Source organism: Aliidiomarina indica (assembly GCF_015354615.1).
GTDB classification, from domain to species: Bacteria; Pseudomonadota; Gammaproteobacteria; order Enterobacterales; family Alteromonadaceae; genus Aliidiomarina; species Aliidiomarina indica.
Genome location: NZ_JACAVQ010000003.1, coordinates 293,456 through 312,500 on the forward strand (window position 1 = coordinate 293,456; position 19,045 = coordinate 312,500).

Annotated in this window: 16 protein-coding genes; 10 read left to right on the top strand and 6 right to left on the bottom strand. The window is 50.2% G+C overall.

The features are described from left to right. Positions 1-7: 7 nt before the first annotated feature. A complete protein-coding gene (locus tag HXZ99_RS07140; protein ID WP_194756594.1) occupies positions 8-565 on the bottom strand; it encodes a glutathione S-transferase family protein in 558 nt (185 codons plus the stop codon). A gap of 176 nt (positions 566-741) precedes the next feature. On the opposite strand from HXZ99_RS07140, the gene HXZ99_RS07145 reads away from it, so the two are divergent. Together HXZ99_RS07145 and HXZ99_RS07150 are read left to right on the top strand one after the other, a co-directional pair. Next, entirely contained in the window at positions 742-1,278 is a 537-nt protein-coding gene (locus HXZ99_RS07145; RefSeq protein ID WP_194756595.1) for a phosphatase PAP2 family protein, read from the top strand. Continuing rightward, on the top strand, positions 1,275-2,318 hold the full coding sequence (locus HXZ99_RS07150; RefSeq protein WP_194756596.1) for a glycosyltransferase family protein: 1,044 nt from the start codon (positions 1,275-1,277) through the stop codon (positions 2,316-2,318). Before HXZ99_RS07145 ends, HXZ99_RS07150 begins: the two co-directional genes overlap by 4 nt. Before the next feature lie 22 nt (positions 2,319-2,340). Here HXZ99_RS07150 and HXZ99_RS07155 read toward each other — a convergent pair whose 3' ends face one another. Both HXZ99_RS07155 and HXZ99_RS07160 read right to left on the bottom strand, forming a co-directional pair. After that, complete coding sequence (locus HXZ99_RS07155) at positions 2,341-4,014, bottom strand: M28 family metallopeptidase (protein WP_194756597.1); 1,674 nt, start codon at positions 4,012-4,014, stop codon at positions 2,341-2,343. Positions 4,015-4,197: 183 nt separating this feature from the next. After that, entirely contained in the window at positions 4,198-4,590 is a 393-nt protein-coding gene (locus HXZ99_RS07160; RefSeq protein ID WP_194756598.1) for a DUF4168 domain-containing protein, read from the bottom strand. Positions 4,591-4,869: 279 nt separating this feature from the next. Between HXZ99_RS07160 and HXZ99_RS07165 the strand changes: the two genes are divergently transcribed. After that, positions 4,870-6,399, top strand: coding sequence for a sensor histidine kinase (locus HXZ99_RS07165; RefSeq protein WP_194756599.1), 1,530 nt, complete (start codon positions 4,870-4,872; stop codon positions 6,397-6,399). A gap of 38 nt (positions 6,400-6,437) precedes the next feature. Continuing rightward, the gene (locus tag HXZ99_RS07170) at positions 6,438-7,814 is read left to right on the top strand and encodes a sigma-54-dependent transcriptional regulator (RefSeq protein ID WP_194756600.1); all 1,377 of its coding nucleotides are present in this window, start codon (positions 6,438-6,440) and stop codon (positions 7,812-7,814) included. Here HXZ99_RS07170 and HXZ99_RS07175 read toward each other — a convergent pair whose 3' ends face one another. The 3 genes from HXZ99_RS07175 to HXZ99_RS07185 form a co-directional block, all read right to left on the bottom strand. Further along, positions 7,815-9,908, bottom strand: a complete 2,094-nt coding sequence (locus HXZ99_RS07175; RefSeq protein ID WP_194756601.1) for a TonB-dependent receptor family protein — start codon at positions 9,906-9,908, stop codon at positions 7,815-7,817. Between the two features lie 19 nt (positions 9,909-9,927). Continuing rightward, positions 9,928-11,076 carry a PQQ-dependent sugar dehydrogenase gene (locus HXZ99_RS07180; protein WP_194756602.1) on the bottom strand — a complete coding sequence of 383 codons (1,149 nt, stop codon included), beginning with the start codon at positions 11,074-11,076 and terminating at the stop codon, positions 9,928-9,930. Positions 11,077-11,236: 160 nt separating this feature from the next. Beyond that, positions 11,237-12,151, bottom strand: coding sequence for a hydrogen peroxide-inducible genes activator (locus tag HXZ99_RS07185; protein WP_194756603.1), 915 nt, complete (start codon positions 12,149-12,151; stop codon positions 11,237-11,239). Positions 12,152-12,304: 153 nt separating this feature from the next. On the opposite strand from HXZ99_RS07185, the gene HXZ99_RS07190 reads away from it, so the two are divergent. The 6 genes from HXZ99_RS07190 (at position 12,305) to ccoG (ending at position 19,036) form a co-directional block, all read left to right on the top strand. Further along, a complete protein-coding gene (locus tag HXZ99_RS07190; protein WP_194756604.1) occupies positions 12,305-12,862 on the top strand; it encodes a peroxiredoxin in 558 nt (185 codons plus the stop codon). A 70-nt stretch (positions 12,863-12,932) separates the two neighbouring features. Beyond that, positions 12,933-13,460, top strand: a complete 528-nt coding sequence (locus tag HXZ99_RS07195) for a carboxymuconolactone decarboxylase family protein (RefSeq protein WP_194756605.1) — start codon at positions 12,933-12,935, stop codon at positions 13,458-13,460. A 464-nt stretch (positions 13,461-13,924) separates the two neighbouring features. After that, the gene (locus HXZ99_RS07200) at positions 13,925-14,722 is read left to right on the top strand and encodes an undecaprenyl-diphosphate phosphatase (protein WP_194756606.1); all 798 of its coding nucleotides are present in this window, start codon (positions 13,925-13,927) and stop codon (positions 14,720-14,722) included. A gap of 22 nt (positions 14,723-14,744) precedes the next feature. After that, on the top strand, positions 14,745-15,788 hold the full coding sequence (locus HXZ99_RS07205; RefSeq protein ID WP_194756607.1) for an FAD:protein FMN transferase: 1,044 nt from the start codon (positions 14,745-14,747) through the stop codon (positions 15,786-15,788). Positions 15,789-16,152: 364 nt separating this feature from the next. Beyond that, positions 16,153-17,499 (top strand): magnesium transporter, encoded by a 1,347-nt coding sequence (mgtE, locus tag HXZ99_RS07210; RefSeq protein WP_194756608.1) that lies wholly within the window; start codon positions 16,153-16,155, stop codon positions 17,497-17,499. Positions 17,500-17,602: 103 nt separating this feature from the next. After that, positions 17,603-19,036, top strand: coding sequence for a cytochrome c oxidase accessory protein CcoG (gene ccoG, locus HXZ99_RS07215; protein ID WP_407928501.1), 1,434 nt, complete (start codon positions 17,603-17,605; stop codon positions 19,034-19,036). The last annotated feature ends 9 nt before the right edge of the window (positions 19,037-19,045 follow it).

A 19,045-nucleotide genomic window follows, 5' to 3' on the forward strand; every position in this document is an offset into this window, starting at 1 on the left:
GATCTGCCTATTTTGGAGGTGCGCTTGCGGCAAAGTGAGGATCCGTGTTCACCTGCTCAAGTAAAGCGAGCAAATGTGGATACTCAGAGAGATCGAGTCGGTCACGGAAGATTACCCAATCTAAGTAGCAACATAGTCGCAAAACGCCGTCGTCGACGTATGCGTTTTGCCATGACTGGTCGTTAAGCTGACCTAGAATGGCATGGATGCGCGCCAATTGACGTTTGAGATAGGGGGCCGCATCGACTGTGAGTCCATCGCGCTCCAACAAAAACAGATTGATGGTGGTATCGAGCAACGTATTGGCTAGGCAGTACAGTTCGCACTCATCTAATTGGGGGAGAAACGGATGCCCCTGGGCCTCGCGCACGAACTTAAGAATACTGGTGGAGTCGGTCAGCGTTTGGCCATCAATGGTGGCATAAGGTACGCGCTGAGTGGGCGAGCCAACCGCACTTTGGGCGTAATCGGTTTCGACAAATTCAAACGGTAACTCCGCCTGCGCAAGGGCAATGCGACAATGGCGAACAAAGGGGGAGGTATAGCTACCAAAAAGACGAATCATAATTACTCCGATGGAATAGAAATCATGCCTCGCATCATGCCTTGTTGCCTCTCTTTGAACAAGCGTGAATCGGCCAATTGCCCCCGTTAATGATCACTAAATCATCATGGCGCTGTAACAAAAGTGTCATGGTGGGCGCTTAAACTTTCGCCAAGGTCGAAAGTGAGGAAACGGCAATGAAATGGGTAAACCAACTTCAACGAGCCGATGAAGCAGCGTTTTTTTGGCTAAGTATGCACTTACGTCGTCCGAGCGGTGGCGCACTTGCCCGCTGGATCTCCCGCAGCGGTGATGGCTACGGCTATATTGCCGCCTGTATGCTCGCGTTTTTCCTACAATATCCGGAAGCTCAACTCCTAACTACCCTTCTGTTATTGGGGTTTGCCATCGAGCTGCCCATTTATTGGGTACTCAAAAACACACTCAGGCGAGACCGCCCCTGTGTGCGCGTGCCTAACCTGCGATCGCTGATAAAAGCCAGTGACCGTTTTAGTTTTCCTTCTGGCCACACCACGGCCGCTTTTCTCTTTGCCAGTATTATCTCGGCATTGCTGCCCAGTTTAGCACCTTGGCTATATGGCTGGGCCGTAGCAATTGGACTATCCCGAGTCGCCTTGGGTGTGCATTACCCCACCGACATATTTGCGGGGGCCCTGTTAGGCATGTTGCTCGCGTGGTTCACGCTTTGGTTAGTCAGTGGAGTGCTACTGTGAATATTCTCATTGGGGTGCAAGGCACGGGTAACGGACACATCAGTCGATGCCACGCACTGGCAGAGGCGTTGCAGGTACGTAGCGATATTAGGGCAGACTTTTTGGTTTCCGGCCGCGCGCGCGAGAAACTTTTTGATATGGATATCTTCGGCAATTATGAATGGCGGCAAGGATTGAGTTTTGCCGTGCGCGATGGCCGTGTTTCTGTTTTAGATACGATAAGCACCAATCCGTGGGCGCAATTTTGGAGCGATGTGCGCGGGTTAGATTTACGCGCTTATGATTTAGTAGTAACAGATTTTGAGCCTGTCACGGCGTGGGCTGCGCGGCGACAAGGGGTGCGCTGCATTGGCATGGGTCGTCAGTATGCCTTCTTTAAACCCTCCCGTGCGTTGGCGCCCAATATGCTACAGCGAGCTATGCTCAAGCAATTCGCGCCCTGTGATACCTTGCTAGGCATGCATTGGGAAGATATCGGCGCCCACGTGATTCCACCTTTGATTCATGGAACGCAAACTGAACAGCCATCGTTGCGGCGGGAAATTCTTGTGTACTTACCATTTGAACCCCTTGCTCAGATCGCTGCATTGCTTGCGAATTTTCCCGAATATGAATTCTCCGTATATCACCCGGACGCGGAGAGTTATCGCGATGGCAATGTGCACTTCTATCCACCGTCGCGCCCAGGTTTTGCGGCGTCGTTCGCAAGGGCCGAGGGCGTGATTACCAACGCGGGGTTTGAAACCAGTAGTGAGGCTTTGGCGCGCGGGAAAAAATTGCTCGTAAAGCCGCTGCATGGGCAGTTTGAGCAGTTAGCTAATGCGCGCTGTTTACGAGAGCGTCGATTAGCTTGGGTGATGGAAAATTTAAGCGCACGCCATGTCGATGAATGGCTAGAAATGAACAGGCCAGTCCGAATGGACTGGCCTGATGTTGCACCGGAGCTTGCCCAGTGGCTTGCAGATGGTGCGCTAGAACCTGTCAGCGCGTTACATCAGCGCTTATGGAAGCAATCGCAACGTATTGCAGCGGTCGCTTAAACGACAGGGGATCAGCCGGGTGTTAACGCCGGCGGCGATCATCTGTTTCTAAGCGTAATGCTTCGAACTCATTACCTGCAGCCCAGATTGGCCATGCTCGGCTGTTGGCAAGCTCATGACCAAGGCGGAAGTAAATCCACAAATCTTGATGCACGCCGCGTAAATCCCAGTCTGGGTTATATTCATCGGCGGGCTTGTGATACTTCTCTGAGTACAAACGCGCTTGGTTTTCAAGGCCATACTCGCGGCCATGCTCAAAGTGGTCGAGGCCACCTTTTGCGTAAAGCACAGGAACGCCTTTCTTCGCCATGCTGAAGTGATCAGAGCGATAGAAGATACCCGCTTCCGGATTGTTTTCCGGGGCGAGATAACGGTTCTGAGCAACCACGTAAGGTTCTGCATAGGCTTGCATATCTGAGTTGTTCCAACCAACAACAACGAAGTCACGCACCGGACCATACATGTTCAGCATATCCATATTGATACCCGCAACCGCTTGGTCGAGTGGCAATAATGGATTTTCAACATACCAAGCAGATCCTAACAAGCCACGCTCTTCGGCTCCGACTAGGGCGAAAACGATGGTTCGTTCTGGTTGCGGGCCGGCCGCAAATTTCTCTGCAATAGATAAGACCCCAGCAGTACCGCTGGCATTATCTTGAGCGCCGTTATAGATTTCGCCACTAACAGGATCAACACCTAGGTGGTCCCAGTGCGCCATGTAAATGACATGCTCTTCTGGATAGGTAGAGCCTTCGATGTAGCCAATAATATTATGGGTATCGATATAGGCAAACTCGTTCTCTACTGTCATCGACAACGACGTGTTTAAATCCACCGCTGCAAAATCTGTCGACAGCGCGAACTCATGCGCTTCGGCTAAGGTCATGCCAGCATTTGCGAACAACTTTTCTGCACTGTCAGCGGTTATCCAGCCTTCAAGCTCAACCCGATGCATATTGTTGTTATCAGTTTTCATGGTGAAGCGAACCGGTGAACCACCAGCAATAACGCCCCAACCATAGCCCGCAGGGCCATCTTCATGAATAACGATAGCACCGGTCGCACCTTGACGTGCTGCTTCTTCAAATTTATACGTCCAACGCCCGTAATAGGTCATGGCATTGCCATTAAACACCCCAGGGTCTTGCGTGGCGTAACCGGGGTCATTGACAAACATCACCACGGTTTTCCCTTCCACATCGAGACCGTCGTAGTCGTTCCAGTTGAATTCAGGGGCCACAATACCGTAGCCAACGAAGACGAGGTCGGAATCGGTCACTTCTACTGAATCGACCACTCGGTTGGTCCATCCCATCATTTCTGAGCGATAGGATAGTTCGCTCTGTTCGCCGTTGTGCTGCAATGCCATATTAGTAACGCGGCTTGGGGCAATGCGTACCAGTGGTACGGGTTGTGTATAGTCTTCGTTCGTAAAGGATTGAACACCTAGCTCACGAAATAAACTAGCGATGTAATCGATAGTGAGCTCTTCGCCTTTTGTGCCTGGCGCGCGGCCTTCGAACTCGTCTGAAGCGAGGGTGCGCAAGTGTTCACGATAGGTGTCACTGAAGTGACTATCAACAAGGCCGTCCGCATCGACTTGAGCCGGATACAGGGGTTCATCGACTTCAGGAGCCGGTGAACATGCTGTCGCCAGAACGAGCGCCGATGCGCACATGATCATGTGACGCATGGATATTTCCTCTTATTAGAATGGTGTGCTTTATGTGCTAAATCATCATAACGCAAAACGTCCCATGCGGCATCTGTCTTTATTTTGTCCCTCCCACAAAAAAGAAATGCCAGCCGACAAAGCCGGCTGGCATATTCATTACACGCGGTTAAATCTCGATTAACCTAGCGATGTCTTTAGGTCTTAGTAACCGTCTGACTCGCGCATCTCTTCGACTGCTTGCTGGATCTCAGGATCATTTTGCAAGCGATACGCCAACGCGTTGTACTCTTCAACAGTTAAACCTGTTTCTTCAACAGACTCTACCATTTCACGCTGAGCGTTAATTTGAAGCTCCTGCGCTTCTTCCTGAGTTTCTACTGATTCTAACGCTGTCACAAACTCATCGTTGATGCGCTCAATGTGACCAATAGCGACAACAAATTTCTCAAGTTGTGCTTCGGTTACTGGCTCGTTCGCCATTTGTTCCATTTGCTGTTGCGCATAAGCCTGAGGGTCACCTTGCTGTTGTGCAAGGGCAGGCATAGAAAACATAGCGGCAGCGATAGCAGAAAGTGCAAAAGTACGTTTCAACATAAATTCCTCCTTAAGGAACAAAAAATAAAACTTTCACTAGATGACGTTGCGAAGACCATGCCAACTTTAGAAATTAATTCGTAACCTATTGATATATATTTAATTGGCCAGTTATTTCCGTTTTATTTACATGCCAAGCTAACTCTTTCGTAGCCGCAAATATGTATACTTTTGTCTCATGTGACATTTTTGACTGTGTCATTTTGTGTCACAATGGCTCTGTTGTGTTTATTGAGAACAGAGGGATTCATCACGCAAGTTACGACGATCGGGAGTTGTATGAGAACCGAAAAATCCTCGGCGGTTTGGCATTTAACCGGTATTCAGCGCGCGCTGTTGCTATATGTTGTACTACCCATCCTCACCATTGTGGGATTAGGGCTAGGCCTTGGGCTCGAGCGGATGAACACGCAAGAAACCCAGCGCTTGAAAATGGATCTGGAGTTGCTTGGGCGTGCCATTCGCTTGCCTGTTGAAGAGGCCTTGTTGGCCGGCGATTTTGAGGCAGTAGAACGTTCTCTCGATTCCGTATTCGAAATCGGACGGGTATATGGCGCTTCTGTTTATGACGTCAATGGCAATCAGGTAGCCGCCACAGGCATTGTATCTGGAGACCTCTCCCGCAGTCGGGTGGCCCAAGAAGTGGTAATTACCGGCGAACAGCAGGAACGGGTGCGGCCGATTTCCGGGGTGGACATGTATTCACAGTTTCTGCCCCTTTTTGATGCGCTCGGGCAGCCGAACGGATTTATCCAAATCAATCGACAGGCCAGTGATTTTGATGCAAGTTTTCGACGTTTAAGCCTATGGGCGTGGTCGATTTGGGGCATTATGGCGCTGCTCACCTTAACCATTGTTATTTTCGGTCATTATCGCGGCGTTGGGCGCCATATGAGTGTGCTAAAACACACCATGAATCAAGTGGAGAGTGGCCAACGAGAAGCGCGTGCCCCCGAGCGTGGACCGGGTGAGCTAGCGGAGATTGCCCGAGGCCTTAATCAAATGCTTGATGGTATTGAGAGAAAGGAATCTGAGCTGGCGCAATCACGGCAGCAGGAAGCCGAAATGGCCGAACGATTACAGCATCAAGAGAAGATGGCGGCGATTGGGCGCGTGACCAGTGGTATAGCCCATGAATTAGGCGCGCCGCTTACGGTTATTGACGGTCGTGCGCGTCGGCTGCAAAAGAGTACCGATGACGCCGAAGACTTGCGTCAATTGGGTGCGATTCGAGGACAGGTCGCTCGGCTAACACGTATTGTACAACAGTTACTGAACTATTCTCGGCCGGGGCATGTGCAAGAAGGTATTCACGAAGGCGCCATTGAGCTGCCAAAGCTGTTGCCGAGCGTGCTAGAAAGTGTGCGCCATGAACTTAGTAGCAACGGACCGGCGTTAAAACTGCATCTTCCAAAAGGGCGAGTTCCATTGCTCCACGGAAGTGAATCACGCTTCGAGCTGGCCTTGGTGAATCTTGTTCGCAATGCGGCGCAAGTGGCGCAAACGCAAGTGGATGTCGCTGTTGAAGTGACGGGAAATGGTGCTAGCCTGCACGAAAAGCGTGTTCAGGAATTGTTGATTTGGGTGGTCGATGATGGCCCAGGACTGCCAGAAGGCATTGCCTTGGAGAAACTAACAGAGCCTTTCTTTACGACAAAAGGGCAAGGCGAAGGAACCGGTTTAGGGCTTGCCATTGTCGATAACGTCGCCCAAGAACATGGTGGTCGATTGCAGTTGCGCAATCGTACTGATCAGAAAGGAACGGAAGCTGTGCTGCGTTTTCGTTTAGAAGATGAGACCGATAGTTAACGATATCGGTGGCATACGATGAACCACAATGAGGACACATGGCAGAAAGAATACTGGTTGTAGAAGATGATCCTGGCCTTGCGGAGCTTTTGGTTGAAGAACTCGAAGCAGAAGGCTTTTCTGTGCGTCATGCCTTATCGGTAGAAGAGGCCTGGCCCATTGTTGAATCTTGGCAACCGGTGATTGTGGTGAGTGATTTGCGCCTACCTGGTGCCGATGGCATGACACTTATTCCCCGCTTAAAAGCATTACCCGATGCCCCAGAAGTATTATTGATTACCGCGTTTGGCACGGTGGATCAGGCGGTACAAGCACTCAAACAAGGAGCCGATGATTTCCTGACCAAACCGTTGGATATAGAGCATATGTTGCTTACCGTGCAACGGTTGCTCAATCATCGTAGGTTGCGAACGGAAGTGGCAAGCATGCGTGAGCAACAACGCAGCGACGATTTTCATGGCATGATCGGACATAGCCGCGTGATGCGCCGGTTATATCAGCGCGTTCGACAAGTGGCAGCGTCTGATGCTCCGGTTTTAGTGCTCGGTGAAAGCGGAACCGGAAAAGAACTGGTCGCCCGCGCTATTCATCAAGAAAGCGAACGTGCGACGCGACCATTTCGAGCCGTGAACTGTGCTGGGATTCCGGCAGAGTTAATAGAAAGCGAATTTTTTGGTCATGCTGCCGGAGCGTTTACGGGCGCACAAAAAGCGCGTGGGGGGCTGTTCAAAGAAACCGAGGGCGGCACCTTATTGCTCGATGAAATCGGTGAGATGCCATTGGATTTGCAAGCGAAGCTGTTGCGGGTATTGCAAGAAGGCACGATTCGGCCAGTGGGCTCCGATAGTGAAGTCAGTGTTAATGTCAGAATTGTGGCCGCCACCCATCGGGATTTGGAATCGCTAGTTGATCTAGGGAAATTCCGCGAAGATCTGTTCTATCGTTTGGAAACCTTGAGTATTTCGGTACCTGCATTGCGGGAGCGCGGTGATGATCGGGAACTGCTCGCGCAGACGATTCTCGCCGAACTCACGCGCAATAATGAGCATCAGCCTGTATTTAGCCCAAGTGCTATGGATCGCATTTATCGCTATCCGTTTCCCGGAAACGTGCGTGAACTTCGCAATGCTATTGAGCGCGCGGTGACCTTCAGCGAAGGGCACAGTATAGAAGCGAAGCACTTGCCCGAGCGTATGCAAAAAGATATTGATGTGGCCGAACCGCAAACTGACTCTTCAAGCAAACAGCCGCTCCGCAGCTTAAATGAAGTACAGCAAGAATATGTAAGCTATGTACTCCGGGAAACCGGCGGTAACAAACGCAAAGCCGCGGAAATTCTTGGGGTTACGCGACGAACGTTGTACCGCTGGTTATCTGATAGCTCGGATGCTGCTGAACAGGGCAAACAGACCTAGTTAAAATACCCGACTTAGCGAAAACCCTGCGAGCCAAATACGCCCCGGCGCTGGTTCAAAGGAACGGCCATTGCCCTGATTCACAACCACCGAACCTACATAGGTTTTGTCGCTAAGGTTATCAATTCGAAGCCACGGATTTATCCGCCAGTTGCCCACTTCATAATTGCCTTGCACCGCTGCATTCCAGACGCTTGCCGCAGGCGCATATTCATCGTTGCTATCGGTGGTCGGTACCCGCGAACGGTACTGGTTCTCAACAAGCAGGCGCAAGCGCTGATCAGCCCATGGTCGCCATTCTAGTTGGCTATATAAATTACTTCGAGCCAAACCAGGCAACCGATTGCCATCGTTTTCATCCCCGCGATAGCGGGCATCTAGCCAGGTATAAGCGGTGCGCAGTAACCAGTAGTCACTGATGGCCCATTGCGTGCTTAACTCCATCCCCTGTCGTTCTGTCCGTGTTGCATTACGATAGGTGGTACGGCCATCGATGCTTTGATCGACAACGAGGTCGTCACGGGTATCGATGGTAAACACCGATGCTTGTCCGCGCCAAGGACCCTGAAACCATTTCAAACCGAGTTCGTTTTGCTCTAGTTGCGCCGCACGAAGATCGGTGTTGAGGCCCGTGCCCTCATTTTGATAAGCCATCTCTGTCAGTGTTGGCGTTTCAAAGCCACGCCCAGTGGCGATAAATGCGCTCAGGTTGGCATTGAATTGGTAGTTCAGCCCTGAACTCCATGACCACTCCTGATAGCTAGTTTCGCCACTGTCGTCCGGATTCCCGGGAACAATAAAACGATCATCAACGCGGAAATCGAGGTCGCTGTAACGAATACCCAATAACCATGTGACTCGCGAACTCACGGCATAATCGCTAATGAAGGCGACATCCTGGCTGCGCACACGACCGGTTTCATCTCGTCGTAAATCACCGCGGGTGCCCATTTGATTCACAAAGCCTTTGCGCTCATCAGTTTGTCGCTCGAGATCAATGCCGAACGTGACGCGCCAATCATGGTTGTGCAAAGGCAACCAAGAATAGGTGGCGTTTACTCCAGAAAAACTCCGTTCGAGGTCGACAACACCGCCGGAGGCGGTAATCGCAGATCCGGGAAAGGCAAGATATTGTTCGATATCGCGCTGTCCTGTCCATGCCGCAATCTGCCATTGAGTGGTATCCGCGTAATCACGCAGGGTAAGCGATTGTTGGCGATGGCGAATGGTCTTGCGTGTGTTAAAGGTGTCTGCTTGTGCAGCTGTTTGCGTAGGGTCTTCGCGCCATAGCTCGGGCGTTAATGCGAGCGGATCTTGCAACAGAGGCGCATTATTGTCGTCCCAACGCAAAATCAGTTCCATGGTATCAGTCACATCCATGTACCAGCGCGCGGCCCATTGATCACGTTCTACCTGACCATTTGGGCGATCACCATCGGTACGAAAACGCGCATAATCGATACTCGCCGTGTGATTGTCGTGGGCATAAACCCCGCGCAAGCGCTGACGCTCACGGTTTGCTGAGCCGGCACTCAAATCTGCAGACACAGCGGATTGCAAAGGTCGCTCACTCTGCAAGTCGATCACGCCACCGGCAGAATTGCCGTAAATGGCAGCGAAGGGTCCGCGCAATACTTCAACCCGTGCCGGTTCATCGAGCAAAATGCTTGAGGTTTGGGCTTGCCCATCGGGCATCGACAGTGGAATACCGTCTAGGCGCATGCGAACACCGCGCACCCCAAATGCGGCTCGGGTACCAAAGCCGCGGAGTACCACGCGTGTATCTTGGGCAAAATTATAACGGGTGTCGGTTTGTACGCCTGCTAACCCCTGCAGTAATTCAGCGGCATCCGTACGTTGGCCCGGAAGTTGTTGCGCCACATCAACCCGCTCAACGGATGCAGGCGTCGCTATCCAAGGGCGCTCGGTACGAGTTGCCGTAACCACTACATAATCATCAACAGTCGCTGTTTCGGATTCTGTTACTTCGTCTACCTCGGCGTAAGCGGTAGAAAGAAATAGGCTCGCCACAACAGCGAGCCTAACAGAATTGAGTTGGAAACCACGTTCACTAAAGGGCACTGCATTCGCCATTTAATGTTCCTCTCTCAATTTATTCGGCGGGGCGAAGACGCAATACTTTGGCGTTGTCCCGCTCATCGGTTAGCAAGTACAAGTAGCCGTCAGGCCCTTGGCGAATCTCACGAATTCGATAATCCATAGGGAGACGTTCTTCATGGATTACGCGATCACCATCAATTTCTAAACGGGCAATAACTTGTCCACGAAGACCTGCAGCAAGCACGTTGCCGCGCCATTCTGGGAACGCATCGCCGTCATAAAAGGTCATGCCGGAAACGGCGATAGAAGGTGTCCAATGCCAAACCGGCAATTCCTTACCTTCCATATCAAAGCTGACGGTTTCACTCATTTGGCCGCCGCCGTAGGCTTCACCGTGAGTGACCAATGGCCAGCCATAGTTTTTGCCAGGTTCTGGTAGGTTGAGTTCATCGCCACCTTGTGGACCATGCTCAACTGCCCACATACGTCCCGTGCTCGGTTGAATGTCGATACCTTGAATATTGCGATGTCCATAAGACCAAATTTCAGGAAGCGCCCCTTCATGATTCACAAATGGGTTGTCCTGAGGAACCTCGCCATTGGCATACAGGCGAATCAATGTGCCGGTGTGGCTGTCGAGATCCTGTGATTCTTTCATTTGGTGGCCGCGATCACCTAAGCCGACATACAAGTAGCGTCCATCCTGGCTGAATACCATACGCCCACCGTAATGGCGTCCGCCTTCTACTTTTGGATATTGGCTAAAAATGGGGGTGACATTGTGCAATTCGCCATCGCCGAGCACCGCGTGGGCAACGGCTGTACTGGTGACATTACTGCCTGAGGTTTCAGCTTCTGACCAGCTCAAATAGATACGATTCGAGGTTTCAAAGTCGGGCGCCAAAGCCACATCTAGCAGACCCCCTTGGTTACGCACGGTAACTTCTGGAATGCCCCGAATGGGTTCGCCTAAGGAGCCGTCTGCTTCAATAATGCGCAAACGCCCTTCCATCTCAGTCACCAAAAGTCGGCCTTCGGGGAGAAAAGCGATACCCCAAGGGCGAACAAGTCCGTCAGCGACAGTTTCCACTTCTACATCGGCCCATCGGGTTTCGATGGTTTTGGCTTCAGCGCTTGCTGTAGCGATCGCCGAAGCGCCTAACACCATCGCTGTAGCCAGTGCAACAGTTGCGAATTTCATGGTCCACTCCTTGTTAACTCAGGGTCAAAATAGGTTCCGCTTCCATTTAAGCAAAAAAGCGGCGGAACTAATAAGCGTAGATCAATACCATGCTCGCGCAAGAATCGATCACCAAAGGCGTTTATTCGCCAAGTTCCCGAGACGACCTGCGGAAATAGCTTTAGCGCAGCGTTGCAATCGGCAATAACTCGGCGAGGGTTTCCGCCAATTTACGGAAGGTTTGGCGCCGGCTTGTGGTGGGTCGAAACACTAAACCAATCTCTCTAAATGCTTCGCCTCCACTCGGATCCACTGTCACTAATTCATTGCCCGATAAGATACCCGCATCAATGGCCATTTGTGGCACAAAGGTGGCGCCATTCAGTGATTCCGCCATTTGCACCAAGCTATGTAAACTGGCCGCCGTAAATGGATTTATCTTCTCTTTGTTGCCTAGCCGGCAAGCGGTTACCGCGTGCTCAGTTAAGCAGTGCTCTTTTTCCAATAGGAAAATGCTTTTATTGGGAAGTTTGGAATAATCCACGGGGTTGCCCGCAAGTTGAGCCATCTTTGGGGTTAACGCCATTTTAAACGGGTCGCGTCCCACAACCCATTGCTGATTCCCTTGCAAATCGACTGGCAACGCCAGGATAAGCACATCGAGTTCACCATCTCGAAGCAGGTTTAAAAGCTGCGCTGTGGTGTCTTCTCGAATCAGTAGTTCAAGTTTCGGGTATTGCTCCTGCAAGCGTTTGCTGAGAATTCCTAATAGAAAAGGACCAATGGTAGGAATACAGCCGACCCGAAGCGGGCCCTCCATAACATTGCCTTGGCTTTGCGCAAAGTTCACAAGTTCTTCGGTGCTGGTGAGAATTAATCGCGCACGTTCAACAATTTCTTCGCCCATGCCGGTAAACAAAAACGATTTGTGGTCGCGCTCAATTAACTGACAATCCAGCTGCTCTTCTAAATTTTGAATGCCGCTACTTAAAGTGGATTGGCTCACGAAGCAAGCTTGTGCGGCGCGATTGAAATTCTGATGCTGATGCAAAGCCAGCAAATAACTTAGGTTTTTTAAACTAGGTAGCTTACTCATAAAGGCCTCACCGTTGCCGCGGATTTCGTCGCCGGGTCTAATTAGATATTCCGATTATAATAATAGCTTTTATTCGCTTTAATCAATAGGCACCGACCCGTACTATGCTCTCCGAGATTAACCACAACCATTAATTTTTGGAGAAATTACAATATGTTAACAATTGGTGATAAGTTGCCCGAGTTTTCTGTAGTCGCCGCAAAACCAGGTTTTAACATGCCTGAAGAGAATGGTGAGAGCGCTTTTGAAACTATCACGCAGGATAGCTTTGCAGGGAAGTGGAAAGTAATTTTCTTCTATCCGAAAGACTTTACCTTCGTGTGCCCTACAGAAATCGTTGAGTTTGCAAAACTAAATGAAGAGTTTGCTGACCGCGATGCGGTAGTGCTCGGTGGTAGTACGGACAACGAATTTGTGAAGCTGGCATGGCGCCGTGAGCACCCAGATATGAAGAGTCTGAACCAGTATTCATTCGCCGATACTGCGGGCGACTTAGTCGATGGATTGGGTGTTCGTGACAAAGCTGAAAACGTAGCCTTGCGCGCAACCTTTATCGTAGATCCACACAATGTGATTCAGCATGTTTCTGTGAACGCACTCAACGTGGGACGTAATCCAGCAGAAGTATTACGTATTCTTGATGGCTTACAAACTGACGAGTTGTGCCCGTGTAACCGCCCTGTCGGCGGCGAAACATTAAACGCGGCTTAATACGCAATGAAGACAAACGCGGGGCGCTAAGCGCCCCCGTTACTCTCAAGGTTTAAGGTACGGAGACAGTATGACAATTGCAGATTACAAACAGGGTTTGGGTGATCACGGTAAAGACACCAAGCTGAATTTATCTAATTTGTTCGGCAATGTGGATACATCAGGCTTAACCGCGGATCAGTTCTACGGTACCGCACTTTCTTTGGTGTATTCCTTAAACGACAAAGAGCTCATTGCCGCCGTTGAAGCTGAAGCAGATGGGAAGGTAGAAGCCAATGTCGTTGCTGCTGCAAAACTTGCCGCAACTTTAATGGCGATGAACAACATCTATTACCGCTTCATTCACTTAAGCAGTGATAAGCAATTTGCCAAGATGCCTGCAGGCTTGCGCATGAATGGCATGGCCAATCCAGGCGTAGACAAAGCAGATTTCGAATTATTTTCCCTTGCTGTATCAGCACTAAATGGCTGCGGCATGTGTATCGATTCACACGTGGGAGTGCTCGTAAAGCATGGTGTGAGCGCGCAGGCGATTCAAACATCGGTGCGTCTCGCTGCAGTGTTGAATGCGGCAAAAACAGCACGCGCGCTGTCATAATTTTGCAATCTCAGGGGGTTATTCTCTCCACGATGTTTCCCCCTGGGGCAAAACCACGGTTTTCCCCAAAGACCGTGTAGTTGTTAGCCCGTCTCCCCGACGGGCTTTTTTTTTCTGGCTTGCCAGAGAGCTCCGATAGCTGCGTTATAATCACAGCTCAATCGGTCACGTACCATTGAGGTACGCTCCCTCAATCGCTGCAATTATGCCTTACTCGGGCCCGTAGCCAACGCATTGCGTTGGTTACAAAGTCGATGCCTTACTCGGGCCTGTAGCCAACGCATTGCGTTGGTTACAAAATCGATGCCTTACTCGGGCCTGTAGCCAACGCATTGCGTTGGTTACAAAGTCGATGTCATCCAAAGTAATGCCATTCATTAATCTCAGGCCCTCTGGTACACTTTGCACTGATTTTATCGGCGAGCAGCTCACACGGCTGCTCTTCTCGTTGCGAAGAGATGATTATGGATTATATCACTGCCTTTTGGCTTGCCTTAGTGCAAGGGATTACCGAGTTCTTACCGATTTCCAGTCAGGCCCATTTAGTGTTGGCGGGACAATGGCTTAGCGATGTTTATCAAGGAATCGATTTTGACGTGATTCTTCATGCGGGCTCTTTGGTGGCAGTTATCACCTATTTTCGCCGCGAAATTTTCACCATGACCCGGGACTGGATGGGCGCGGTCAGTGGAGGTGAGAAAACCAAAGATTCAAAACTAGCCTGGTGGGTGATTATCGGAACGATTCCTGCCGGTGTACTTGGCTTAATCTTCAAAGACGTCGCTGAGGGCATGTTGCGCAGTGAAGTGATTATGGGCGTCGCCTTAATCGTGTTTGGTTTATTGTTAGGTTTAGCTGATTGGAAAGGCCGTGGCGAGCGGGATGAATACTCACTGACGTTAAAAGATGTACTGATTATTGGCTTTGCGCAAGCCGTTGCATTAATTCCTGGCACCTCACGCTCTGGGATTACCATGACAGCCGCTTTATTTTTAGGGATGTCTCGGGAAGCGGCGGCACGATTCTCGTTTTTACTGTCCATCCCGATTATCGCTGCGGCAAGTTTACTCTCTGCCATTACCTTGTTTCGAAACGGAACCGAGACGCCTTGGGATATCTTGCTGCTAGGCTTTGTCGTTGCCGCGGTAAGCACCTATGTTTGTATTCATTATTTCCTCGCATTTATTCGACGTATCGGCATGCAGCCATTCGTAATTTATCGCTTAGTTTTAGGCGGTTTATTACTCTGGTTTTTCTTGTAAACACTGAGTGAGTAAAGGTCGTATGGTTCAGTTGAAAAAAGCTATTTTATTGGTCCTCGCAGTTTGTGTGGTGAGCGCATGTGGTCCGCGTATGGAACCGGCTCCGAAAGTGCTGGAAGGTCGCATTTTTGGAACTTTCTTTCAGGTGAGCATCGGCACACAACATGAGTTTGATGAAGACGAAATTAAGTCGGGAGTACTTGCAGTACTTAACGAAGTGGATCGACAGATGTCGACCTACCGCGACGACTCCGTGTTAAATGAAGTCAATCGCGCAAGGGTTGGTGAGCCGGTGACAGTGCCAGCGGAACTTTTCTATGTGCTTGAGTTGGGCTATGAAATCGCTGAGTTATCCGGTGGAGCCTTTGATTTTACAATTGGAGGACTCGTGAACCTGTGGGGCTTTGGCCCGGAAGGACGTATTACATCGGCACCAGATGACGATGCGTTGCAAAGACGTTTGCAGGAGGTGGGTTACCGCTATGTTGCCTTGGATGCGGATAATCGGAGCGTTACGCGCCATTCGGATGTTTTTATCGACCTCTCAGGTATCGCCAAAGGATATGCTGTTGATGCGGTAAGCGAGTACTTACTATCGCAAGGTATTGAAAACCATTTGGTGAACATCGGTGGTGATTTAAAAGGCCTTGGCATGCGCAGTGAGGACCGCGCTTGGCATGTAGGTATTGAAGCACCAAATGATGCGCAACAAATTGTGCGTCATATTATGCCGCTTTATGATATTGGCATGGTCGGTTCAGGTGACTATCGCAATTACTTCGAGGAAGATGGTGTGCGCTACTCGCATACCATTAACCCAACCACCGGACGGCCCATTGCGCACCGATTGGCAGGCGTCCATGTGTTGGGTGAAAACACCACAGAAATTGATGCGCTAGCTACCGTGTTTATGGTGTTAGGCGAAGAGGTTGGTCTTTCCTTCGCAAATGAACATGATATTGCAGCTATTTTTCTTTATCGCGCCAATGGAACCTTTGAATCGGTTATGTCTGACCGGTTTGTTCGCGACCACGCAGACGTAATGAGTGTGCCTGAGGTTCGCTAAAGTACCTGATTTTTCGACCAAAGGGTTGTGTTTATGGCAACCCTTCTCTAAAATTTAGAGCGTTATTATTGCAGTGGAGAGAGTACGTTTTGGACAGTTCACGACGACGAACAAGCGGTACAGGTCCGTTAAAGTCCCAGTCTCTCTGACCCAGTGACACTGCGACTTTGCCGCGCCTGTTACCGTCGGTGGAGTTGCAGCTTTCTATTCAGCATTTCTTGAATAACTTCGCTACAACATCCTTATCTAGTGTTTTGTCTTTGCGTCTATTTCGCCATCGGCTGAAACCAACGCACTGACGTTAAATGCACTCGCCCTGCGCATTTTAGCGTCATACGCAGCATGACTGAGGAGCAGAAATGTCATGACTTACGAAGGATACGAGCATCTAATTGATCTTATCGCCCAAGGCGATGAGCATTCCTTGCGTGCAGCTTTGGAAGAAATTCCACCCGCGGATATTGCCGAATATATTGACCAGAACTTTGAAGTGTATAGCACGCTGACGTTGCTGGAAAAAATGTCTTCGGAGCAACAAGCAGAAGTATTTGGTTATTTGCGGCCCCAAAATCAGGAACAACTGGCATCGCACATGGAAGTTGGTGTGTTGGCACAGTTATTCCGAGATATGTCTTCGGATGAACGGGCCGATTTATATGCATTGTTGGACGTAAAATTGCAGGACGCCGTAATGCGGCGCTTAGCAAAACGTGACCGTGAAGATCTGTTGCGCTTAGCCAGTTATGAAGAGGGAACCGTCGGCTCGGTGATGACCTCTGACTATGCCATGGTTCCATCGGCAAGCAAGGTGGAAGATGCGGTTCGCCGTCTGCGGCAATCAGCCCCAGACAAAGAAACTATTTATCAAATCTATGTGGTCGACAAAGAGAACCGTCTGCAAGGGGTTGTTTCTCTGCGGGAATTAATTACCGCTGCGCCCACAGAAAGCATTGATGATTTGATGACACGGGATGTGGTAGCGCTCAAGCCCGACATGCCCCAATCAGAAGCCGCACGGGTGATCAGTCGCTACGATTTATTAGCCATTCCCGTGGTTTCCGACACCGACGTATTGCTCGGCATCGTTACCTTCGATGACGCGATGGACGTTGTGCAGGAAGAAGACACGGAGAGCATGCACAAATCAGCAACCGTTGGAAAATTAGAGGGCGGCATTAAAGACGCCAGCCCAGTGCTGATTTATCGCAGTCGCATTAACTGGCTGGTTTTGTTGGTATTTGCCAATATTTTCTCGGGTATGGGCCTGATGTATTTTGAGGCCACGATTGAAACCCATATTGCCTTGCTGTTTTTCTTGCCGCTATTGATTGCATCGGGCGGTAATACTGGCGCTCAGGCCGCTACTCTAGTGGTACGGGGTTTAGCGACCGGCGATCTATTAAAGAGCGACTGGGTATATATGCTTGGCAAAGAAATGCTGGTGTCGGTAGGCCTTGGTATTACCATGGCGGCGGCGATTTCTGCGGTTGCTTATTTCCGCGTCGACTCTGTGATTGTACCGATTGTGGCGCTAAGCATGGTCAGTATTGTGTTGGTGGGTAGTTTTATTGGTGTCCTGTTGCCGTTTGTACTTAAACGGGTTGGTTGGGATCCGGCTACGGCAAGTGCGCCGCTGGTAACCACCATTGCAGACGCGAGCGGAGTACTCATCTATTTCGGATTCGCGGCGATATTTCTGGGTATCTCATAATCTGCCAAAAGTTTGATCCTAATCCTGTTGGATCCCTGATCTTTCACCAGAATGGGCGTATAATGAAGCCCATTCCTGGTGATGCAGAACGGCGGATAAACACGTGGTTGAGCAAAAGATAGAAGTACAGGACGCACCCCCGAAAAAGGGTGTCACAATTCAAAAACCGGAAATTAAAAAGCCAAGCGGTGGTTCCGGTCCGGGCAAAAACCACATTTATGTGCGGGAAGCTGAGGGGCGCGTAGAAACCACCCGACGCGTACTTGGTTTCGTGTTGATGGCCCTATTCGCTGTACTTCCTTGGCTTACTTGGAATGGTGAGCAAGCGGTTCTTCTCAATATCCTTGATCAACGTTTTCGCATCTTCGGCATGACCCTCTGGCCCCAAGATCTCACGATTTTAGCGTGGATTTTTATGGTGTCAGCTTTCGCTCTGTTCTTAGTGACGACCCTATTTGGCCGAGTCTGGTGTGGCTTTACGTGTCCGCAAACCACCTGGACCTTTATCTTCATGTGGTTTGAGCGCAAGATCGAAGGTAGTCGTCATCAGCGCATGAAGCTGGATGAACGGGCGATGGACGCAGATAAATTTACGCGAAAATTTGCCAAACATAGTGCTTGGATCATTATTGCCTGGCTCACGGCCATGACATTCGTGGGGTATTTCACTGATATTCGGGCGCTATTCCAAAACTTCTTTGTGTTTGAAGCCAGTGCTTGGGCAACGGGGAGTGTGTTATTTTTCACCTTTGCTACTTACGGGAATGCAGGCTGGATGCGGGAAATCATGTGTACTCACATGTGTCCCTATGCCCGCTTCCAAGCGGCCATGTTTGATAAAGACACCTATATCGTTGCGTATGATGAAGAACGGGGCGAACCGCGGGGCCCGCGCAAGCGCAAGATCGATCCGCGAGAACAAGGATTAGGCGACTGCATCGACTGTAACCTGTGCGTTCAGGTGTGCCCTACCGGCATCGATATCCGTCAGGGCTTGCAGTACGAGTGTATTAACTGCGGCGCCTGCGTTGATGCCTGCGATAGTGTTATGGAAAAAATGGGTTACCCGAAAAAGCTGATTAGCTTCACCACCCAACGTCGGCTAGAAGGCGGCCAAACCAAAGTGTTTCGCTTTAAAAGTGTGGGCTATGGCTTAGCATTGTTGGTGCTGACGCTGTTGTTAGTGGCGGACATTGTGTTTCGGGTGCCGCTTGAATTTGATGTTATCCGCGATAGAGCGTCGTTGTACCGGGAAAATCAGGAAGGCTGGATAGAGAATGTATATACCCTGCGAGTGATTAATAAATCCCAGCAAACACAGCGTTATTCATTTAGCGTGTCTGGGGTGGAAGATATGCAGTGGTATGGTCCCGAAGAGTTAGTGTTGGGGCCGGAGGCTTCAGAGATAGTGCCGGTCACGATTGCCATTGACCCGTATTTTATCGATACACCTATCAAAGAAATCACCTTTACGATTCAGTCGATCGATGAAGCAAGTATTAAGCGCACTGTGCGCACCAATTTTATATATCAATAAGGATTATCA